General features: G+C 74.1%; 13 protein-coding genes. 10 read left to right on the top strand and 3 right to left on the bottom strand.

Annotated elements, in window-relative coordinates; translation table 11 throughout:
* Positions 1 to 44: 44 nt before the first annotated feature.
* Entirely contained in the window at positions 45 to 476 is a 432-nt protein-coding gene (locus tag AC1VM9_RS01235; RefSeq protein ID WP_481343485.1) for an SRPBCC family protein, read from the bottom strand.
* Positions 477 to 565: 89 nt separating this feature from the next.
* Here AC1VM9_RS01235 and metG point away from each other — a divergent pair, with 89 nt between their 5' ends.
* The 7 genes from metG (at position 566) to AC1VM9_RS01200 (ending at position 9,153) form a co-directional block, all read left to right on the top strand.
* Entirely contained in the window at positions 566 to 2,467 is a 1,902-nt protein-coding gene (gene metG, locus AC1VM9_RS01230) for a methionine--tRNA ligase (protein WP_483120697.1), read from the top strand.
* Positions 2,464 to 3,372 (top strand): TatD family hydrolase, encoded by a 909-nt coding sequence (locus tag AC1VM9_RS01225; RefSeq protein WP_481343487.1) that lies wholly within the window; start codon positions 2,464 to 2,466, stop codon positions 3,370 to 3,372. Before metG ends, AC1VM9_RS01225 begins: the two co-directional genes overlap by 4 nt.
* Positions 3,373 to 3,557: 185 nt before the next feature.
* Positions 3,558 to 4,691, top strand: a complete 1,134-nt coding sequence (locus AC1VM9_RS01220) for a transglycosylase family protein (RefSeq protein ID WP_483120695.1) — start codon at positions 3,558 to 3,560, stop codon at positions 4,689 to 4,691.
* 102 nt (positions 4,692 to 4,793) lie between these two features.
* Positions 4,794 to 5,795, top strand: a complete 1,002-nt coding sequence (rsmA, locus tag AC1VM9_RS01215; RefSeq protein WP_483120693.1) for a 16S rRNA (adenine(1518)-N(6)/adenine(1519)-N(6))-dimethyltransferase RsmA — start codon at positions 4,794 to 4,796, stop codon at positions 5,793 to 5,795.
* 21 nt (positions 5,796 to 5,816) lie between these two features.
* Positions 5,817 to 6,761 (top strand): 4-(cytidine 5'-diphospho)-2-C-methyl-D-erythritol kinase, encoded by a 945-nt coding sequence (locus AC1VM9_RS01210; RefSeq protein WP_483120691.1) that lies wholly within the window; start codon positions 5,817 to 5,819, stop codon positions 6,759 to 6,761.
* Positions 6,762 to 6,817: 56 nt separating this feature from the next.
* The gene (locus tag AC1VM9_RS01205) at positions 6,818 to 8,719 is read left to right on the top strand and encodes an ABC-F family ATP-binding cassette domain-containing protein (RefSeq protein ID WP_483120690.1); all 1,902 of its coding nucleotides are present in this window, start codon (positions 6,818 to 6,820) and stop codon (positions 8,717 to 8,719) included.
* A 56-nt stretch (positions 8,720 to 8,775) separates the two neighbouring features.
* Positions 8,776 to 9,153: a VOC family protein gene (locus tag AC1VM9_RS01200; RefSeq protein ID WP_483120688.1), complete on the top strand. Its 378-nt coding sequence runs from the start codon at positions 8,776 to 8,778 to the stop codon at positions 9,151 to 9,153.
* 38 nt (positions 9,154 to 9,191) lie between these two features.
* Here AC1VM9_RS01200 and AC1VM9_RS01195 read toward each other — a convergent pair whose 3' ends face one another.
* Complete coding sequence (locus AC1VM9_RS01195; protein WP_481343542.1) at positions 9,192 to 9,731, bottom strand: MarR family winged helix-turn-helix transcriptional regulator; 540 nt, start codon at positions 9,729 to 9,731, stop codon at positions 9,192 to 9,194.
* Positions 9,732 to 9,786: 55 nt separating this feature from the next.
* Here AC1VM9_RS01195 and AC1VM9_RS01190 point away from each other — a divergent pair, with 55 nt between their 5' ends.
* Positions 9,787 to 10,659, top strand: a complete 873-nt coding sequence (locus AC1VM9_RS01190; RefSeq protein WP_483120686.1) for a methyltransferase domain-containing protein — start codon at positions 9,787 to 9,789, stop codon at positions 10,657 to 10,659.
* Positions 10,660 to 11,015: 356 nt separating this feature from the next.
* Positions 11,016 to 12,884 (top strand): sigma-70 family RNA polymerase sigma factor, encoded by a 1,869-nt coding sequence (locus AC1VM9_RS01185; RefSeq protein WP_483120684.1) that lies wholly within the window; start codon positions 11,016 to 11,018, stop codon positions 12,882 to 12,884.
* A 45-nt stretch (positions 12,885 to 12,929) separates the two neighbouring features.
* Here the strand turns inward: AC1VM9_RS01185 and AC1VM9_RS01180 are convergent, their stop codons facing one another.
* Positions 12,930 to 13,535: a TetR/AcrR family transcriptional regulator gene (locus AC1VM9_RS01180; protein WP_481342728.1), complete on the bottom strand. Its 606-nt coding sequence runs from the start codon at positions 13,533 to 13,535 to the stop codon at positions 12,930 to 12,932.
* Positions 13,536 to 13,824: 289 nt separating this feature from the next.
* On the opposite strand from AC1VM9_RS01180, the gene AC1VM9_RS01175 reads away from it, so the two are divergent.
* Positions 13,825 to 15,666, top strand: a complete 1,842-nt coding sequence (locus AC1VM9_RS01175; RefSeq protein ID WP_483120682.1) for a sigma-70 family RNA polymerase sigma factor — start codon at positions 13,825 to 13,827, stop codon at positions 15,664 to 15,666.
* Positions 15,667 to 15,766 lie beyond the last annotated feature (100 nt).

Here is a 15,766-nt window from a genome sequence, read left to right as displayed (position 1 = left end):
GCCGGGTGGCGCCGGTTCGGCTGTGTCCCAAGGGTCTCGGCCCGTCAGCCTCGTTCGGCGACGGCCTTGAGCCCCTCGAGCATCGACTGCCAGTTCTGCGAGAACTGCTCGGCCTGCGCGGCCGACTCGTTGCCGTCCTGCTCGAGCGACACGGTCGTCGGTCCCTCGCCCGCGCCGTCGAGGGTGTAGGTCACCGTGTGGTAGTTCTCCGGGACGTCGTCCTGGCCCATGAGCGGGCTGTAGTGGGTCACCGACAGGCGTCGGGGCTCGTCGACCTCGAGCACCTCGCCCCTGTCCTCGTAGGCCCGACCCTCGATCTCACCCGCCCAGGTGATGGGTCCGCCCACCGACCAGTCCGTCGTCAGCGTCGTCCCGGCCATCCACTGCGTGACCCGCTCGGGGTCGGTCAGGGTCTGCCACGTCCGCTCGGGTGACGCGTCGACCGTCACCTGTGCCGTCGCCACATGTCCAGTCATGCCTCCGTCATACCCGCCCGGCCGCGTCGGCGCTTGAAGGATTCCGACACCGGCGCGGCCCCATCTGGCGGGTGCCTAGGATTCACCGCATGAGTCATGTCCTGTCAGCCGTCGCCTGGCCGTACACCAACGGCCCGCGCCACATCGGCCACGTGGCCGGTTTCGGCGTGCCCTCCGACGTCTTCAGCAGGTACATGCGGATGGCGGGGCACGAGGTGCTCATGGTCTCCGGCACCGACGAGCACGGCACGCCGATCCTCGTCCTGGCCGAGGAGGAGGGCCTGACGCCGCAGGAGCTCGTCGACAAGTACAACGCGGTCATCGCCCAGGACCTCACGGACCTCGGCCTGTCCTACGACCTCTTCACCCGCACGACGACGCGCAACCACTACGCCGTCGTGCAGGAGCTGTTCCGGCAGGTGCACGCCAACGGCTACATGATCGAGCAGACGACGAAGGGGGCGATCAGCCCTTCGACGGGTCGCACGCTGCCCGACCGCTACATCGAGGGCACCTGCCCGATCTGCGGGTTCCCCGACGCGCGCGGCGACCAGTGCGACAACTGCGGCAACCAGCTCGACGCCGACGAGCTCATCGACCCGCGCAGCAAGATCAACGGTGAGACGCCCGAGTTCGTCGAGACGCAGCACTTCTTCCTCGACCTCCCGGCGCTCGCCGACGCGCTCGGGCAGTGGCTCGACGGCCGGGAGGCGTCGGGCACGTGGCGCCCGAACGTCATCAAGTTCAGCAAGAACCTTCTCAAGGACGTCCGGCCGCGTGCCATGACCCGCGACATCGACTGGGGCATCCCGGTGCCGCTGCCGGGGTGGCAGGACAACCCGAACAAGCGCCTCTACGTCTGGTTCGACGCCGTCATCGGCTACCTCTCGGCCTCGATCGAGTGGGCGCGTCGTCTGGGCCCCGGCCACGAGGACCGCTGGCGCGAGTGGTGGAACGACCCCGAGGCCGTGTCCTACTACTTCCAGGGCAAGGACAACATCACCTTCCACAGCCAGATCTGGCCGGCCGAGCTGCTCGCCTACGCGGGCCACGGTGACAAGGGCGGCGTGCCCGGGCCGTACGGCCAGCTCGACCTGCCGACCGAGGTCGTCGCGTCCGAGTTCATGACGCTCGAGGGCAGGCAGTTCTCGACGAGCCGCAAGCACGTCATCTACGTGCAGGACATCGTCGCCCGGTACGGGCCGGACCCGATCCGGTACTTCATCTGCGCGGCCGGGCCCGAGAACCAGGACGCCGACTTCAGCTGGGCCGAGTTCGTCCAGCGCAACAACAGCGAGCTCGTCGCCGGCTGGGGCAACCTCGTCAACCGCACCGCCGCGATGGTCGCCAAGAGCTTCGGCCAGATCCCGGAGCCCGGCCCGCTCGAGCCCGTCGACGAGGAGCTGCTCGCCACCGTGCGCGGTGCCTTCGAGACCGTCGGGGGCTCCCTCGAGCGGCACCGGCAGAAGGCGGCGCTCGCGGAGGTCATGCGCGTCGTCGGCGAGGCCAACGCGTACGTCTCGAGGACGGAGCCGTTCAAGCTCAAGGGCGATGACCAGCGCGAGCGGCTCGGCACGGTGCTGCACACGCTGACCCAGGCCGTCTCGGACATCAACACGCTCATCGCGCCGTTCCTCCCGCACGCCGCGAACCGGGTCCACGCGGTGCTCGGCGGCGAGGGTGAGCTCATGCCGATGCCTCGCCTCGAGATGGTGCGCGACCTCGACGACGACAGCCGCTGCTACCCCGTCATCACCGGCGACTACTCCGCGACCCCGCGGTGGGAGTCGAGGCCGGTCGTGCCGGGAACGCCGATCGCGAAGCCGACCGGCGTCTTCACCAAGCTCGACGCCGAGGCCGTGATCGAGGCCGAGCGCGGACGTCTCGGCGACGCGTCCACCGATTCCGACGAGCCCGCCGAGTCAGTCGAGTCCGGCGAGTCCGGCGAGTCCGGCGCGGAGCCGGACGCCGACGAGGCCGCGGGCGCATGAGCCCGCACTCGTCGGGACACCACGGTCTGCCGGACCGGCCCGACCCGCTGCCGATCGACGTCGTCGACAACCACGTCCACCTCGACATCACGCGCGAGGGCGACGCTCCCTTCGACGTCGCCGAGGCGGTCGCCTGGGCCAGGTCGGTCGGTGTGACCCGGATGGTGCAGGTGGGCTGCGACCTCGAGGGCATCGCCTTCACCGTCGACGCCATCGACCGTTTCCCCGAGCTGGTCGGCGGGATCGCCTTGCACCCCAACGAGGTTCCGCGTCTCGCGGCGGCCGGTCGGCTCGAGGAGGCCTATGCACAGGTCGAGCGGCACGCCGCCCACGAGCGCGTCCGCGCCATCGGCGAGACCGGGCTCGACTACTTCCGCACCGGCCCCGAGGGCATCCCGGTGCAGCAGGACGGGTTCCGCTGGCACATCGACCTGGCCAAGCGGCTCGGCAAGGCCCTGCAGATCCATGACCGCGACGCCCACGACGACGTCCTGCGCATCCTCGACGAGGAGGGCGCGCCCGAGCGCACCGTGCTGCACTGCTTCTCCGGCGACCTCACGATGGCGCTGCGGTGCGTCGAGCGCGGCTACTACCTGTCCTTCGCCGGCACCGTCACGTTCAAGAACGCCCGGGGGCTGCGCGACGCCCTCGCCGCGACCCCCCTGGACCACCTCCTCGTCGAGACCGACGCGCCCTATCTCGCACCGAGCCCGCACCGGGGCGCGACGAACGCGTCCTACCTCGTCCCGGTGACCCTGCGGGCCATGGCCGGGGTGCTCAACGTCGACGTGCCGTCGCTGTGCCGGGCGGTGTCGGAGAACAGCGAGCGGGTATACGGCTCATGGCGTCCGGCCGGGACGGCGGGCGCGGCCGAGGCTGCGTCCGGACCGGGACGAACCGCCTAGCGCAGGCCCTGTCGGCCCGCCCGTCGACAGGCCGCGTCGTTACCGAAACTTGACCTGACGGCCGGTCGTCGGTCACTGTGGACGACTGTTGGCCGGCTGCAGCCCCGCATCGACCTCGTCCCGACGCCGCGACGAGGGCTGTTCGAGAGCGCGTTGCACCCGGGACGTTCGACGTTCGGAGTGTTTTGGTTTCGCGCAATCTCAAGGTCCTCGCCCTCGCCGGCGCGGCCGTCGTGCTCACCAGTGGCGCGGTCGGCGCAGCGCAGCTCGACAAGGCCGTGACCCTCTCGGTCGACGGCAAGACCACCGCAGCCCACGTGTTCGGCAGCACCGTCGGTGACCTCCTCGACTCCGAGGGCATCACCACCAAGCCCGGCGACGTCGTCGTCCCGGCTGCCGACAGCCCGCTCAGCGACGGCGAGACGGTGACCGTCCGGTACAGCCGCCTGCTGACCCTGACCATCGACGGCAAGCAGCGCCAGATCCGCACGACCGAGACCACGGTCGACGGAGCCCTGCTCGCCCTCGGCCTGCGCAGCGACGGTGCCCGCATCTCGGTGTCCCGCTCGCAGACCATCGGCCGTCAGGGCCTGTCCCTGACGATCGTGACCCCCAAGCCGGTCACCGTCGTCGCCGACGGCCGCACGACGACCAAGACCGTCGCCGCCGCCACCGTCGGCGAGGCCCTCAAGCAGCTCGGCGTCCACCTCGGCTCGACCGACCGGGTCACACCGGCTGCGACGACGCCGCTCACCGCCGGTACGACGATCCGCGTCCAGCGCGTCCAGCAGAAGTCGGCCACCGTCATCGAGACCATCGCCCACGGCACGACCAGGCGCAGCTCCTCGGACCTGTACACCGGCCAGACCAAGGTGCTGCGTGCCGGGAGCGACGGCACCCGCGTCGTCACGGTGCAGCGCACCGTCGTCGACGGCAAGGTCGTCGCCACCAAGCGCCTGTCCGCCAAGGTGACCAAGGCCCCGGTCGACCGCGTCGTCCTCGTCGGGACCAAGGCGCGGCCCACCACCTCGAGCACCTCGAGCACCTCGAGCGGCTCGACGGGTGGCTCCGGGGCCGCGATCAACCTGGCCCGCGCGTCGATGTGGGACTCGATCGCCCAGTGCGAGTCGAGCGGCAACTGGCACATCAACACCGGCAACGGCTACTACGGCGGTCTGCAGTTCCTGACCTCCACGTGGCTCGCCTACGGGGGCGACGACTTCGCCTCGCGCGCCGACCTCGCCTCGCGCGAGGAGCAGATCACGGTGGCCAACCGCGTCTACGCCGACAACGGCACGTCGCAGTGGAGCTGCGGCTGAGCCCACGGGCCGGCCGCGGCACCCGCGCACACGCCCGCTCGACCCCCTCGGGTCGGGCGGGCGTCGCCGTCCGGTGGCCGGGGTGGGCCATAGGGTGAGGCCATGGCGAAGAAGGACGCGACCGGGGCGGCCCAGGTCGACGACTCGGCGCTGCTCGGCCCGGCCCAGGTGCGGCAGCTCGCCGAGCGCCTCGAGGTCCGCCCGACCAAGCAGTGGGGCCAGAACTTCGTCGTCGACCCGAACACCGTGCGCAAGATCGTGCGCGTGGCGGGCGTCGGCCCCGACGACGTCGTCGTCGAGGTCGGTCCGGGGCTCGGTTCGCTGACCCTCGCGCTGCTGCCCGTCGTCCGGCAGGTCACCGCGGTCGAGGTCGACCCGCGCCTCGCCGGCGCCCTGGAGGACACCGTGGCGCGTCTCCAGCCGCAGCACGCCGACCGGTTGCGCCTCGTCGCCGCCGACGCCCTCACCGTGACGAAGCTCCCGAAGCCGCCGCCGACCGCGCTCGTGGCCAACCTGCCATACAACATCTCCGTCCCGGTGGTGCTGTCCTTCCTTCAGCACTTCCCGAGCCTCGAGCGCGTCCTCGTCATGGTCCAGCTCGAGGTCGCCGAGCGGCTCGCGGCCAGGCCGGGCAGCAAGATCTACGGGGTCCCGAGCCTCAAGGCCGCGTGGTACGCGGACGTCGAGCTGGCCGGACGCGTCGGACGAACGGTCTTCTGGCCGGCCCCCAACGTCGACTCCGGGCTCGTGTCGCTGCGCCGACGCACGCCCCCGGTGACGACGGCCACGCGGGAGGAGGTCTTCCGCTGCATCGACGCCGCCTTCCTCCAGCGGCGCAAGGCCCTGCGCGGCGCGCTCGCCTCGTGGGCCGGCTCGCCGGCGCTGGCGGAGGAGGCGCTCCGGGCGGCCGGCGTCGACCCTCGGGCGCGCGGGGAGCAGCTCGACATCGAGACGTTCGCCCGTATCGCCGCGGCGCGGCCGCAGGCCGGCTCGCCGTCGCCCTCGACGTCTCGGTCGACATCTCCCTCGCGGTCGCCGAAGGGTCGGTCGTCGAAGAAGAGCCGGTCGCACGAGTCCTCGACGCCGCCGGCCACGGACGACTGACCGGACCCATAGGGTGGGCGCATGACTGTCGCTCCGACCCTGCCGGGCGCGGTGACCGTGCGGGTCCCGGGCAAGGTCAACCTCGAGCTGCGCGTCGGCCCCTGCCGGGCCGACGGCTACCACTCGCTCGCGACCGTCTACCAGGCCGTCTCCCTGCACGACGAGGTGTCGGTGGCTCGCTGGGACGACTGGCAGGTCGTGCCCGCCGGCACGTACTCGGACCGCATCCCGACCGACGGCGACAACCTCGCCGTCCGCGCCGCCCGACTCGTCGCCGAGCGGTGGTCGGTCGACGAGTCCCTCTCGATCCGCATCGACAAGGACATCCCGGTGGCGGGCGGCATGGCGGGCGGCTCGGCGGACGCCGCCGCCACCCTCCTCGCCTGCGACCACCTGTGGGGCCTCGGCCTCGACCGTGACGAGCTCGCCGAGCTCGCGTCCCTGCTCGGCAGCGACGTCCCGTTCCCGCTCGTGGGCGGCAACGCCATGGGGTCCGGGCGTGGCGAGCAGCTCGCACCGGTCCTGGCCCGCGGCACGTTCCACTGGGTCTTCGCCATCAGCGACACCGGCCTGTCGACGCCGCAGGTCTACGCCGAGTGCGACCGGCTGCGCGAGCGCGACGGCGTGCACGTCCCCGAGCCGCGGGTCAGCCCCGGCCTCATGGCGGCGTTGCGCTCCGGCGACCCCGCGGCGCTCGGGGCCGCGCTGCACAACGACCTCGAGCCGGCCGCATTCTCGCTGCGCCCCCAGCTGCGCGAGCTGCGCGACGCGGGCGTCGAGTTCGGGGCGCTCGGCGGCGTCGTGTCGGGGTCGGGCCCGACCGTCGCGTTCCTCACCGAGAGCCACGAGGCCGCGCTCGACCTGTCGGTCTCACTGGCGGCCTCCGACCTGTGCCGCGACCTGCGTCGCGCCAGGGGCCCGGTCCACGGCGCCCAGGTCGTCACGAGCCCCCGCCCCGCCGACTGACCGCCGGCCGGCCCGCGTTCGCGGGGGCTCGTCGCGAGCGCATAGGGTCTGCTCCGATGGCCAACCTCGTCTCCCTCGAACGCGTCTCCCTCGTCTTCGGCACGACCCACGTCCTCGACGACGTCAGCATCGGTGTCCTCACCGGCGACCGCATCGGCATCGTCGGCGTCAACGGCGGTGGCAAGTCGACGCTGCTGCGCGTCATGGCGGGTCTGCAGGAGCCGGACTCGGGCCGCATCAGCAAGCAGGGCGGCCAGGGCGGCATCCGCGTCGGCATGCTGAGCCAGGACGACGCGCTGGACCCGGCGTGGACGGTCCGGGAGGCCGTCCTCGGCGACCGGCCGGAGCACGTCTGGGCAGGTGACCCCCGCATCCGCGACGTGCTCACCGGGCTGCTGGGTGGCATCGGTGCCGAGGCCATGGGCGGTCTCGACAGCCGGGTCGGCCCCAAGTCCGGCGGGGAGCGGCGGCGGCTGGCCCTGGCGCGCCTCCTCGTCGAGGACCCCGAGCTGCTCCTGCTCGACGAGCCGACCAACCACCTCGACGTCGAGGGCGTCGCCTGGCTCGCCGACCACCTGGCCCACCGTCGACCGCGCCCGGGCAACGCGACCGTCGCGATCACCCACGACCGCTGGTTCCTCGACGCGTACGCGACGGTGACGTGGGAGGTCGAGTCCGGTGGTGTCAGCTCGTTCGAGGGCGGCTACGCGGCCTACGTCCTCGCCAAGGCCGAACGGGACCGCCTCGCCGGCGTCGTGGCCGACCGGCGCGCCAACCTCATGCGCAAGGAGCTGGCCTGGCTGCGCCGCGGCGCGCCGGCCCGCACGAGCAAGCCGAAGTTCCGCATCGAGGCCGCCAACGCCCTCATCGCCGGCGAGCCGGAGCCCCGCAACAGCGTCGAGCTGGCGTCGTTCGCCACGCGTCGCCTCGGCAAGGACGTCATCGACCTCGAGGACGCGACCCTGACGGTCGGCGAGCCGCCGCACGCACGGACCCTGCTCGACCGCGTCACGTGGCGCCTGGCGCCGGGGGAGCGGGTCGGCATCGTCGGTGTCAACGGCGCCGGCAAGTCGACCCTCCTGCGCGCCCTGACCGGCGAGGTCCCGCTGACTGCCGGTCGGCGCCGGGTCGGCAAGACCGTCGCGATCGCGCACCTGACCCAGGAGGTGCGCGAGCTCGAGCGGTTCGAGCAGTGGCGGGTCATCGAGGCCGTCGAGGACGTGCGCCAGTACACGATGCTCGGGGGCAAGGAGGTGAGCGCGGGCCAGCTGGCGACGCGGCTCGGGTTCCCGGGTGGCCGGCAGCAGACGCGCGTCGGCGACCTGTCGGGTGGCGAGCGGCGACGCCTCCAGCTGACGCGGCTGCTGCTCACCGAGCCGAACGTCCTCGTCCTCGACGAGCCGACGAACGACCTCGACATCGAGACCCTCACCTCGCTCGAGGACGTCCTCGACGGGTGGGCCGGCACGCTCGTCGTCGTCTCGCACGACCGGTACCTGCTCGAGCGGGTCTGCGACCACCAGCTGGCCCTGCTCGGTGACGGGCGCGTCCGCGACCTGCCCGGTGGCGTCGACCAGTACCTCGAGCTGCGCGCCGCCGCTGCGTCGCAGGCGGCGACGGGCGGGGGGCCGGCGTCGTCGTCCGGCGCGGCCGGGGCGGCGTCCCGGGGAGCGGCCCCGTCCGGCGCGGCCGGTGCCACCGCCGCAGCGGCGCCGGCGAGCGGGGCGGTCACGACCGCGAGCCCCGGCGAGGTCCGCGAGGCGCGCAAGACGATGGCGCGCGTCGAGAAGCAGCTGTCGCGCCTGGCCGACCGCGAGGAGCGGATCCACGGCGAGATGGCCCAGCAGGCGACCGACCCCGCCGCCCTCGCCGACCTCAACGCCCGCCTCCAGGAGCTCGTCGCCGAGCGCGAGGGGCTCGAGCTCGAGTGGCTCGAGGCCGCCGAGGTCGTCGGCTGAGGGGCGGTCCCGGCGGAGAGTTGCCAAGTATCTTGATGTCAAGATACTTTCGAGGCATGGAGATGACCCTGCACCACGTCCAGGTCTCCGGTCCCGCCGGCTGCGAGGATGCGATGCGCGACTTCTACGCCGGGGTCCTCGGTCTGACCGAGCTGCCCAAGCCCGAGAGGCTGCGCGCCCGCGGCGGTGCCTGGTTCCGGGCGGGTGGCGAGCCCGGCGCGGCGGAGGTGCATGTCGGCATCGAGGAGCCCTTCGCCCCCGCCCGCAAGGCGCACCCCGGGATCGCGGTGGCCGACGTCGACGCGCTCGCGGCCGCGCTCGCCGCGGCCGGTGCCCCGGTCGTCTGGGACGACGCCATCCCCGGCCTGCGCCGCTTCCACACCAGCGACCCCGTCGGCAACCGCCTCGAGTTCCAGCAGCGGAGCGACGCGTGAGCCGGCCGGCGTCCGGCGTCCCGGTGCGGCGCCCCCTGTCAGCCCGTGGGGTCGGTCGGGCGCGCCTCGAGCGGGGCGAGCATCCGGCGCAGCAGCGCGGCGAGGTCGCGGCGCTCGGCCGGGCCGAGCTCGGACAGCAGCGACTTCTCCTGCTCGATGAGGTCGGCCATCGCCGAGTCGACGACATCGCGCCCGGCGGGCGTCAGCCGCACGAGCACGCCGCGGCGGTCGCCCGGGTCGGGGCGCCGCTCGACGAAGCCGCTGCGCTCGAGCCGGTCGACGCGGTTGGTCATCGTGCCCGAGGTCACCAGCGTCTGGTGCACCAACGCCCCGGGCGAGAGCTGGTAGGGCTCCCCGGCACGACGCAGCGCCGACAGCACGTCGAAGGCCCAGCCCTCCAGCAGGTGCTCGGAGAAGGCTCGCCCCCGCGCGAGATCGAGGCGGCGGGCGAGCCGGGACACCCGCGAGAGGACCTCCAGCGGCGACACGTCGAGGTCGGGCCGCTCTCGGCGCCAGGCCGCGACGATCTCGTCGACGTCGTCGCCGCCGACGCGGGCCGGGCTGCGGTCCTGGCTCATGCCGTCAGCGTAGTGGCCATCAAGACTCTTGACATCGAAAGAAAGTGAGGTCGCCGTGTCCGACGCCACACCTCCGACTCCCAGCGACCAGGTTCCGGACGGCTCCGCCTGGGACCCCGGCCAGTACGGGCTCTTCGCCGACCATCGCGGCCGGCCGTTCGCCGACCTCCTCGCCCGGGTCGACGCCCCGAACCCGCGGCTCGTCGTCGACCTCGGCTGCGGCCCGGGCGAGCTGACGCTCGGGCTGGCGCGGCGCTGGCCCGAGGCTCGCGTCATCGGCGTCGACTCCTCGCCCCAGATGCTCGAACGGGCCCGGGCCCTCGACACCGCCGGCCGTGTCGAGTGGGTGGAGGCGACGGCCGAGGACTGGGACCCCACCGGGTGCGGCGGCCCCGTCGACGTCCTCGTCACCAACGCGACGCTCCAGTGGGTCCCGACCCACCTGCGGCTGATCCCGCGCTGGCTCGACGCGCTGACGCCCGGGGGCACCTTCGCCATGCAGGTGCCTGCCAACTTCGACGCCCCGTCGCACCGGCTCATGCGCGAGGTGGCCGCCCGCCATCCGCGCGCCGACGACCTGCGCCCCGGCCTCGACCGGGCCGCTGCCGTCGCCCTGCCGGGCACGTACGCGGCGCTCCTGCTCGACCGCACCCCGGACGTCGACGTGTGGCAGACGACGTACGAGCACGTCCTCGACGCGCCCGCAGCAGGGCCGCACCCGGTGCTCGAGTGGGTCCGGGGCACCGGCCTGCGCCCGGTCCTCGGAGTGCTCGAGGACGCCGCGGAGCGCGAGGCCTTCGAGCAGGAGTACGCGCGCGAGCTCGAGGCGGCCTACCCGCGTCGGCCGTTCGGGGTGCTCTTCCCCTTCACCCGGACCTTCGCCGTCGCCCGCACCCGCCGGCCCGACGGGCAGGCCCCGGCACGGTAAGGCGCCGACCACGACCTGCCCAAGGCCTCGCCAACACGTCCCATGGGCACTGCTGCTACTGACGGGTCGAGGTCAGTTTCTGGCATTTGCCCACATTTGCACCGAAGATGACGTGAAATAGGAAGTGGCACGTCTCACGGTTGACGGCACCGCACGGAGCGTCCCGCTCGGTCAGGGGAGGGAGCGGCTCCGCGCCGGCACCCGTGGTGTCGCCAGGTTTCGTCCTTCCGCGATGGTTTCGTGGAGGGGACCATCCGGAAGGGCGAAACCTGCCAACGCTCCCGCGGTGCGAGTCGACGCGCGCGGCGGGCCGGGGCAGACTGTCCAGCACCGGAAAGTGGCTGGAAGGGCTCGAGGTGTCGGCTGACCTGACCATGTGGTCGAGCGAGGCGTGGTCCTCCGCTGCCGACGTGCAGCTGCTCGCCCGCAGTCGCGAGGGGTCGGCCGAGGCGTTCGGCGAGCTGTGGCGCCGTCACCTGCCCGCGGCCTATGCCGTCGCGCGTCGCTACCGGGGGCGCACCAGCCCCGACGACGTCGTGGCCGAGGCCGCCGCCCGCGTCTTCTCCCTCATCCGCGACGGTCGCGGGCCGGAGGAGCACTTCCGTGCCTACTTCCTGTCGGCGGTGCGCACCGTCGCCCTCGACGCCGGCAGCCGTGACCTGCGGCTCGTGCCGACCGAGGAGGAGGACCTCGACGCGCTCGCCGAGCCCGTCGACCAGCCCGAGCCCGACCTCGGCGACGACGAGACCGTCGCCCTCGTGCGCGAGGCGTTCCGGTCCCTGCCCGAGAGGGACCAGCGGGTGCTGTGGCACACGACCGTCGAGGGCGCCGCACCGCGGGTCGTCGCGCCGAGCCTGGGCATGACGGCGAACGCCGTCAGCGTCCGCGCCATGCGCGCCCGCGAGAACCTGCGCGCCCTCTACCTCGACGCCCGCGCCGAGCGGGGCCTGTCCGAGGCGGACACGGACGAGTGCCGGTGGACCATCACCCACCTCGGCGCCCTCGTGCGCGGTCGGCTCCCCAAGCGGCAGACCGAGCGCGCCCGGGCCCACGTCGCCTCGTGCTCGCACGCCGCCCGCATCGCCGCCGACCTGCGCGTCATCCACGACGGCTTCCCGGCGCTGCTCGTCCCCCTGGTCCTCGCCGCCGGGGTCTCGACCCCGGGCTTCGTCACCGCGGGTGGTCTGGGTCTGGTCGGCGGCGCCGCAGGAGCCGCGGGTGCGGGTGCAGCGGGGGTCGTCGGTGGAGGCGGCGCCGCTGGCGGGGTTGCGGGCGCGGGTGCGCCGCCAGGGTCGTCGGTCGCCGCCGCAGGAGCCTCGGGTGCCTCGGGCGTCGGCCGTCTCGGCTCGGGTGCCGACGCCCTGGCGCAGGTGGCCAGCCGCGTCGCGAGTGTCGTGGCAGGCGTCGCCGTCACGGCTGGGGCCACCGGCCTGCTCGGTGCCCCGGCCTCCACGACGCTTCCCGCCGGCGCGTCGCCCCGACCGTCCGTGTCCGCCTCGCCGAGCCCAGGGACGCCGTCCGTCCCCGGCGCCCCGGGAACAGCGGCGAACGCGGGGGCTGCGGGGGTCGCCACGGCGGTCCCGTCGGTGGCCGCACGCGTGGCCCGGGGTCTCACCGGCACTCCGGCACCGCCGGCACCGAGCGGCGCGGCGACGCCGACACCCGGTGGCGTGGGCGCCGGCAGCACGGACCAGACCGGCGTGACCGTCGCACCGGGGCCGAGTGACCCGGCCGGCTCTGCCGGCTCGACCGGTTCGGGCGGTTCGGGCGGCGACACACCGGCCACGCGCCCCCCTGCCTCGTCGACGCCGCCGGCCGTCTCGAGCCCGCCCGCCCCGCCGCCGACGACGCCTCCCGCGCCGCCCACGACGCCACCGAGCCCGCCGCCGACGACCGATCCGCCGCCCCAGCCCTCGAGCCCGCCGACGATGACGGTCAAGGTCATCGCGACGGGCGACCCGAGCAGGTTCACGCTCTCGGTGCGCACCACCGTCGAGGGACGGCTGCGCATCTCCGTCGCCAACGCCTCCGGCGCCGGGTCGCTGGTGGCGAGCAACAGTGCCTGGACGTGCTCGAACACGTCCGCCTCGCGGGTCACCTGCTCGGGGTCGGCCAGTGCCGGACGCATGCAGCTGACCCAGGGCGGCCTCGGGGGGCTCGGTCCCGTCCTCGTGACCGTCACCGACGGCGCCGGCGACACCTATCGCCGGACCTTCTTCGGCTGACACGCCGGCACGGGGCCCGGAGTGTGCCGGCACGCGCTCCGGGGGTCAGCGACGCCGCAGCGTCACGAGGCGCGGTCTCCGATCGAGCCCGGACAGCCCGTTCCAGGCGAGGTTGACCAGGTGCGCGGCCACCTGGTCCTTCTTGAACTTGCGCTGGTCGAGCCACCACTGGCCGGTGAGGGCCACCATGCCGACGAGCATCTGCGCGTGGATCGGCGCGGACTTCGGGTCGAGCCCGCGGGCCTTGAACTCCGCGGCGAGCAGGTGCTCGACCCGCGTGGCGACGTCGCCGAGGACGCTGGCGAACGAGCCGGTCGACTGGCCGGGTGGGGAGTCCCGGACGAGGATCCGGAACCCGTCGGGGTCGCTCTCGACGTAGTCGAGCAGGGCGAGCGTCGCCCGCTCGAGGAGCATCCGGGCGCCGTCGCCCCCGTCGAGCGCGCGCGTGATGCCGCCGAGCAGGGCCTGGATCTCACGGTCGACGACGACGGCGTACAGGCCCTCCTTGCCGCCGAAGTGCTCGTAGACGACGGGCTTGGACACGTTCGCCTTGGCCGCAACCTCCTCGACCGTGGTCGCTTCGAAGCCCTTCTCGGCGAAGAGCCTCCGACCGACGGCGACGAGCTGCTCGCGCCGCTCGGGCCCGGTCATCCGGGCGCGGGTGCGCGGCCGCTCCCCGCGCTCGGCGCGCACGGGCTCTTCAGCACTGGCTGCCCTCGCTGCCCTGTCTGGGCTGTCCGGCCGGTCGGCGGTCACGCCGTCATGGTGCCACCCGCCGACCCGGCGCGGGCCCGACCGGCCGTCGGCGCGTCGGCTCGGGCATCCCGGGACGCGCGCTCCCGGCAGGGACGCGCGCATCATGTCCGCATTGCACAAACCACGCACGCGACGCCGGGCCATGTCGCACACTTGGGCTCTCTCCACACCCGAAAGGAACCCGGTGTCTGCGAACGCCATCGGTGCGACACCCGACTCCGTCCTGCTCACCGACCTCACGGATGCGGATCTGCTGCACCGCGTCAGGCACGGGGACGACGACGCGTTCGTCGTCCTGTGGCGGCGGCACCTGCCGGCCGCGCACGCCGTCGCGACCCGCTTCCGTGGCCGCGTCGCCCCGGAGGACCTCGTCGCCGAGGCGTCCGCGCGGATGCTGCGGCTGCTGCGCGAGGGCGCCGGACCGCGCGAGAACTTCCGCGCCTACTTCACCTCGACGGTGCGCACCGTGGGGGTCGACGCCGTCCGCCGCGACCTCAGCGTCCTGCCCACCGACGGCGCCGAGCTCGACGGCGTACCCGACGTGGCACCGGCCACGGGCGCAGATGACGTGCTCGGCAGCGACCTCGTCCGCGAGGCGTTCGCGCGCCTGCCCGAGCCTGAGCGCCGTCTGCTGTGGATGACGCTGGTCGACGGGGACGCGCCCCGGGCGGTCGCGCCGCGGCTCGGGGTGTCGGCGAACCTCGTCAGCGTCCGCGTCATGCGCGCCAAGGAGGCGCTGCGGGGCCACTACCTCGATGTCTGGGTGCAGCAGCGCAGCAGCGGGTGCGCGACCCCCGAGTGCCGCTGGACCCTCGACCACCTCTCCGCCCACGTGCGCGGACGCACCACGCCGCGGCGGCGCGCCAAGGTCGAGGCCCACCTCGCCTCGTGCCCCCAGGACGCCGCACTCGCCGACCACCTCCGACGCATCAGCACCGGCTTCGCGGGCCTCGTCATCCCGCTCCTCGTCGCCGGCGCCAGCCAGGCCCTCGGGTCGGGGGCCGGCCATGGTGCTGCCGGCCTGCTCACGACCGGCGGCGCCGGGGCGGGCGCCGCCCTGACCGGAGTGTCCGGCGGTGGCGCCTCTGCGACGGCGAGCGGCACGGCCGTGACCACCGCGTCGGCGACGGCAACCGGAGCGAGCGCTGCCTCGTCCGCTGCCTCGACCGCTGCCTCGACCGCTGCCTCGACCGCTGCCTCGACCGCTGCCTCGACCGCTGCCGTCACGGGCTCGTCCGCGGGCGTCGTCTCCTCCGGTGCGGTGGCGTCGGCTGCCGTCTCCGGGGCGTCGGGTCTCGCGGCCTCGGGTGCTGCGTCGGGTGTCGCCGCGTCAAGCGCTGCGGCCTCCGGCGTCGTGTCCGGCGCGCTCGTCTCGGGTGCTGCCACAGCGGGCGCCTTCGTCCCCGTCGCCGTCGCGGCGGGTGGCGCGACGATCGGGGGCCTGACGATCTCGCCACCGGTCGCCACCGCCGTCGCCGGCCTCGTCATCGGCCTCGGCGTCGCCCCGGCCGTCGTCCTCACCCACGGCAAGCCCGCCGTCGTCCAGCAGCTGCCCTCGCCCGCCTCGACGTCGGCGCGTCCCGGCGGGCTCGGCCCCACGACGCTGCCCGACCTGGGCTCAGCGGTCGGGGGAGCGGTCGCGGGAGCGGTCGGGGTCGTCGCCGGGCCGCTCGTCAGCCCGTCGGCGGTGGCTCTCGACGCCGCGACGGCCGTCGCGCCCATGGACCCCGCGAGCACGTCCTCGTCGCCGACGGCGACCGCTGCCGTCCCGCAGACCGGTTCGCCGGCCCCGACCTCCTCCCCGACGCACCCTGCCGACGGCCTCGAGACCCCGGCGGTGCCGTCGCCCACCGCGCCCACCGCGCTCACCGCGCCCCCGACGTCGACCCCGACCGCCGACGGCGCGGGCGACGCTGCGACGGCGCCCTCGAACGGCTCCACGGCTGCCCCGTCGGATGGCCTCGCGGGAGCCCCGGCGTCCGACGGCCCGGGCGAGGCGGCGCCGGGAGGCCCTTCCGGTCCCTAGCAGCCATCGGTGCGCCGGCCCCGGCAGACCGCGGCCGACGCTGTCGACCTGGGCGACCTGGGCGACGGGCGGGACGCCTCGCTGCACTACCCTGTCCCCG

The sequence above is a fragment of the Monashia sp. HAY1-11D genome (assembly GCF_056868035.1).
Note: the sequence above shows the minus strand (reverse complement) of the source record. Positions and strands in the feature narration are given on the sequence as shown.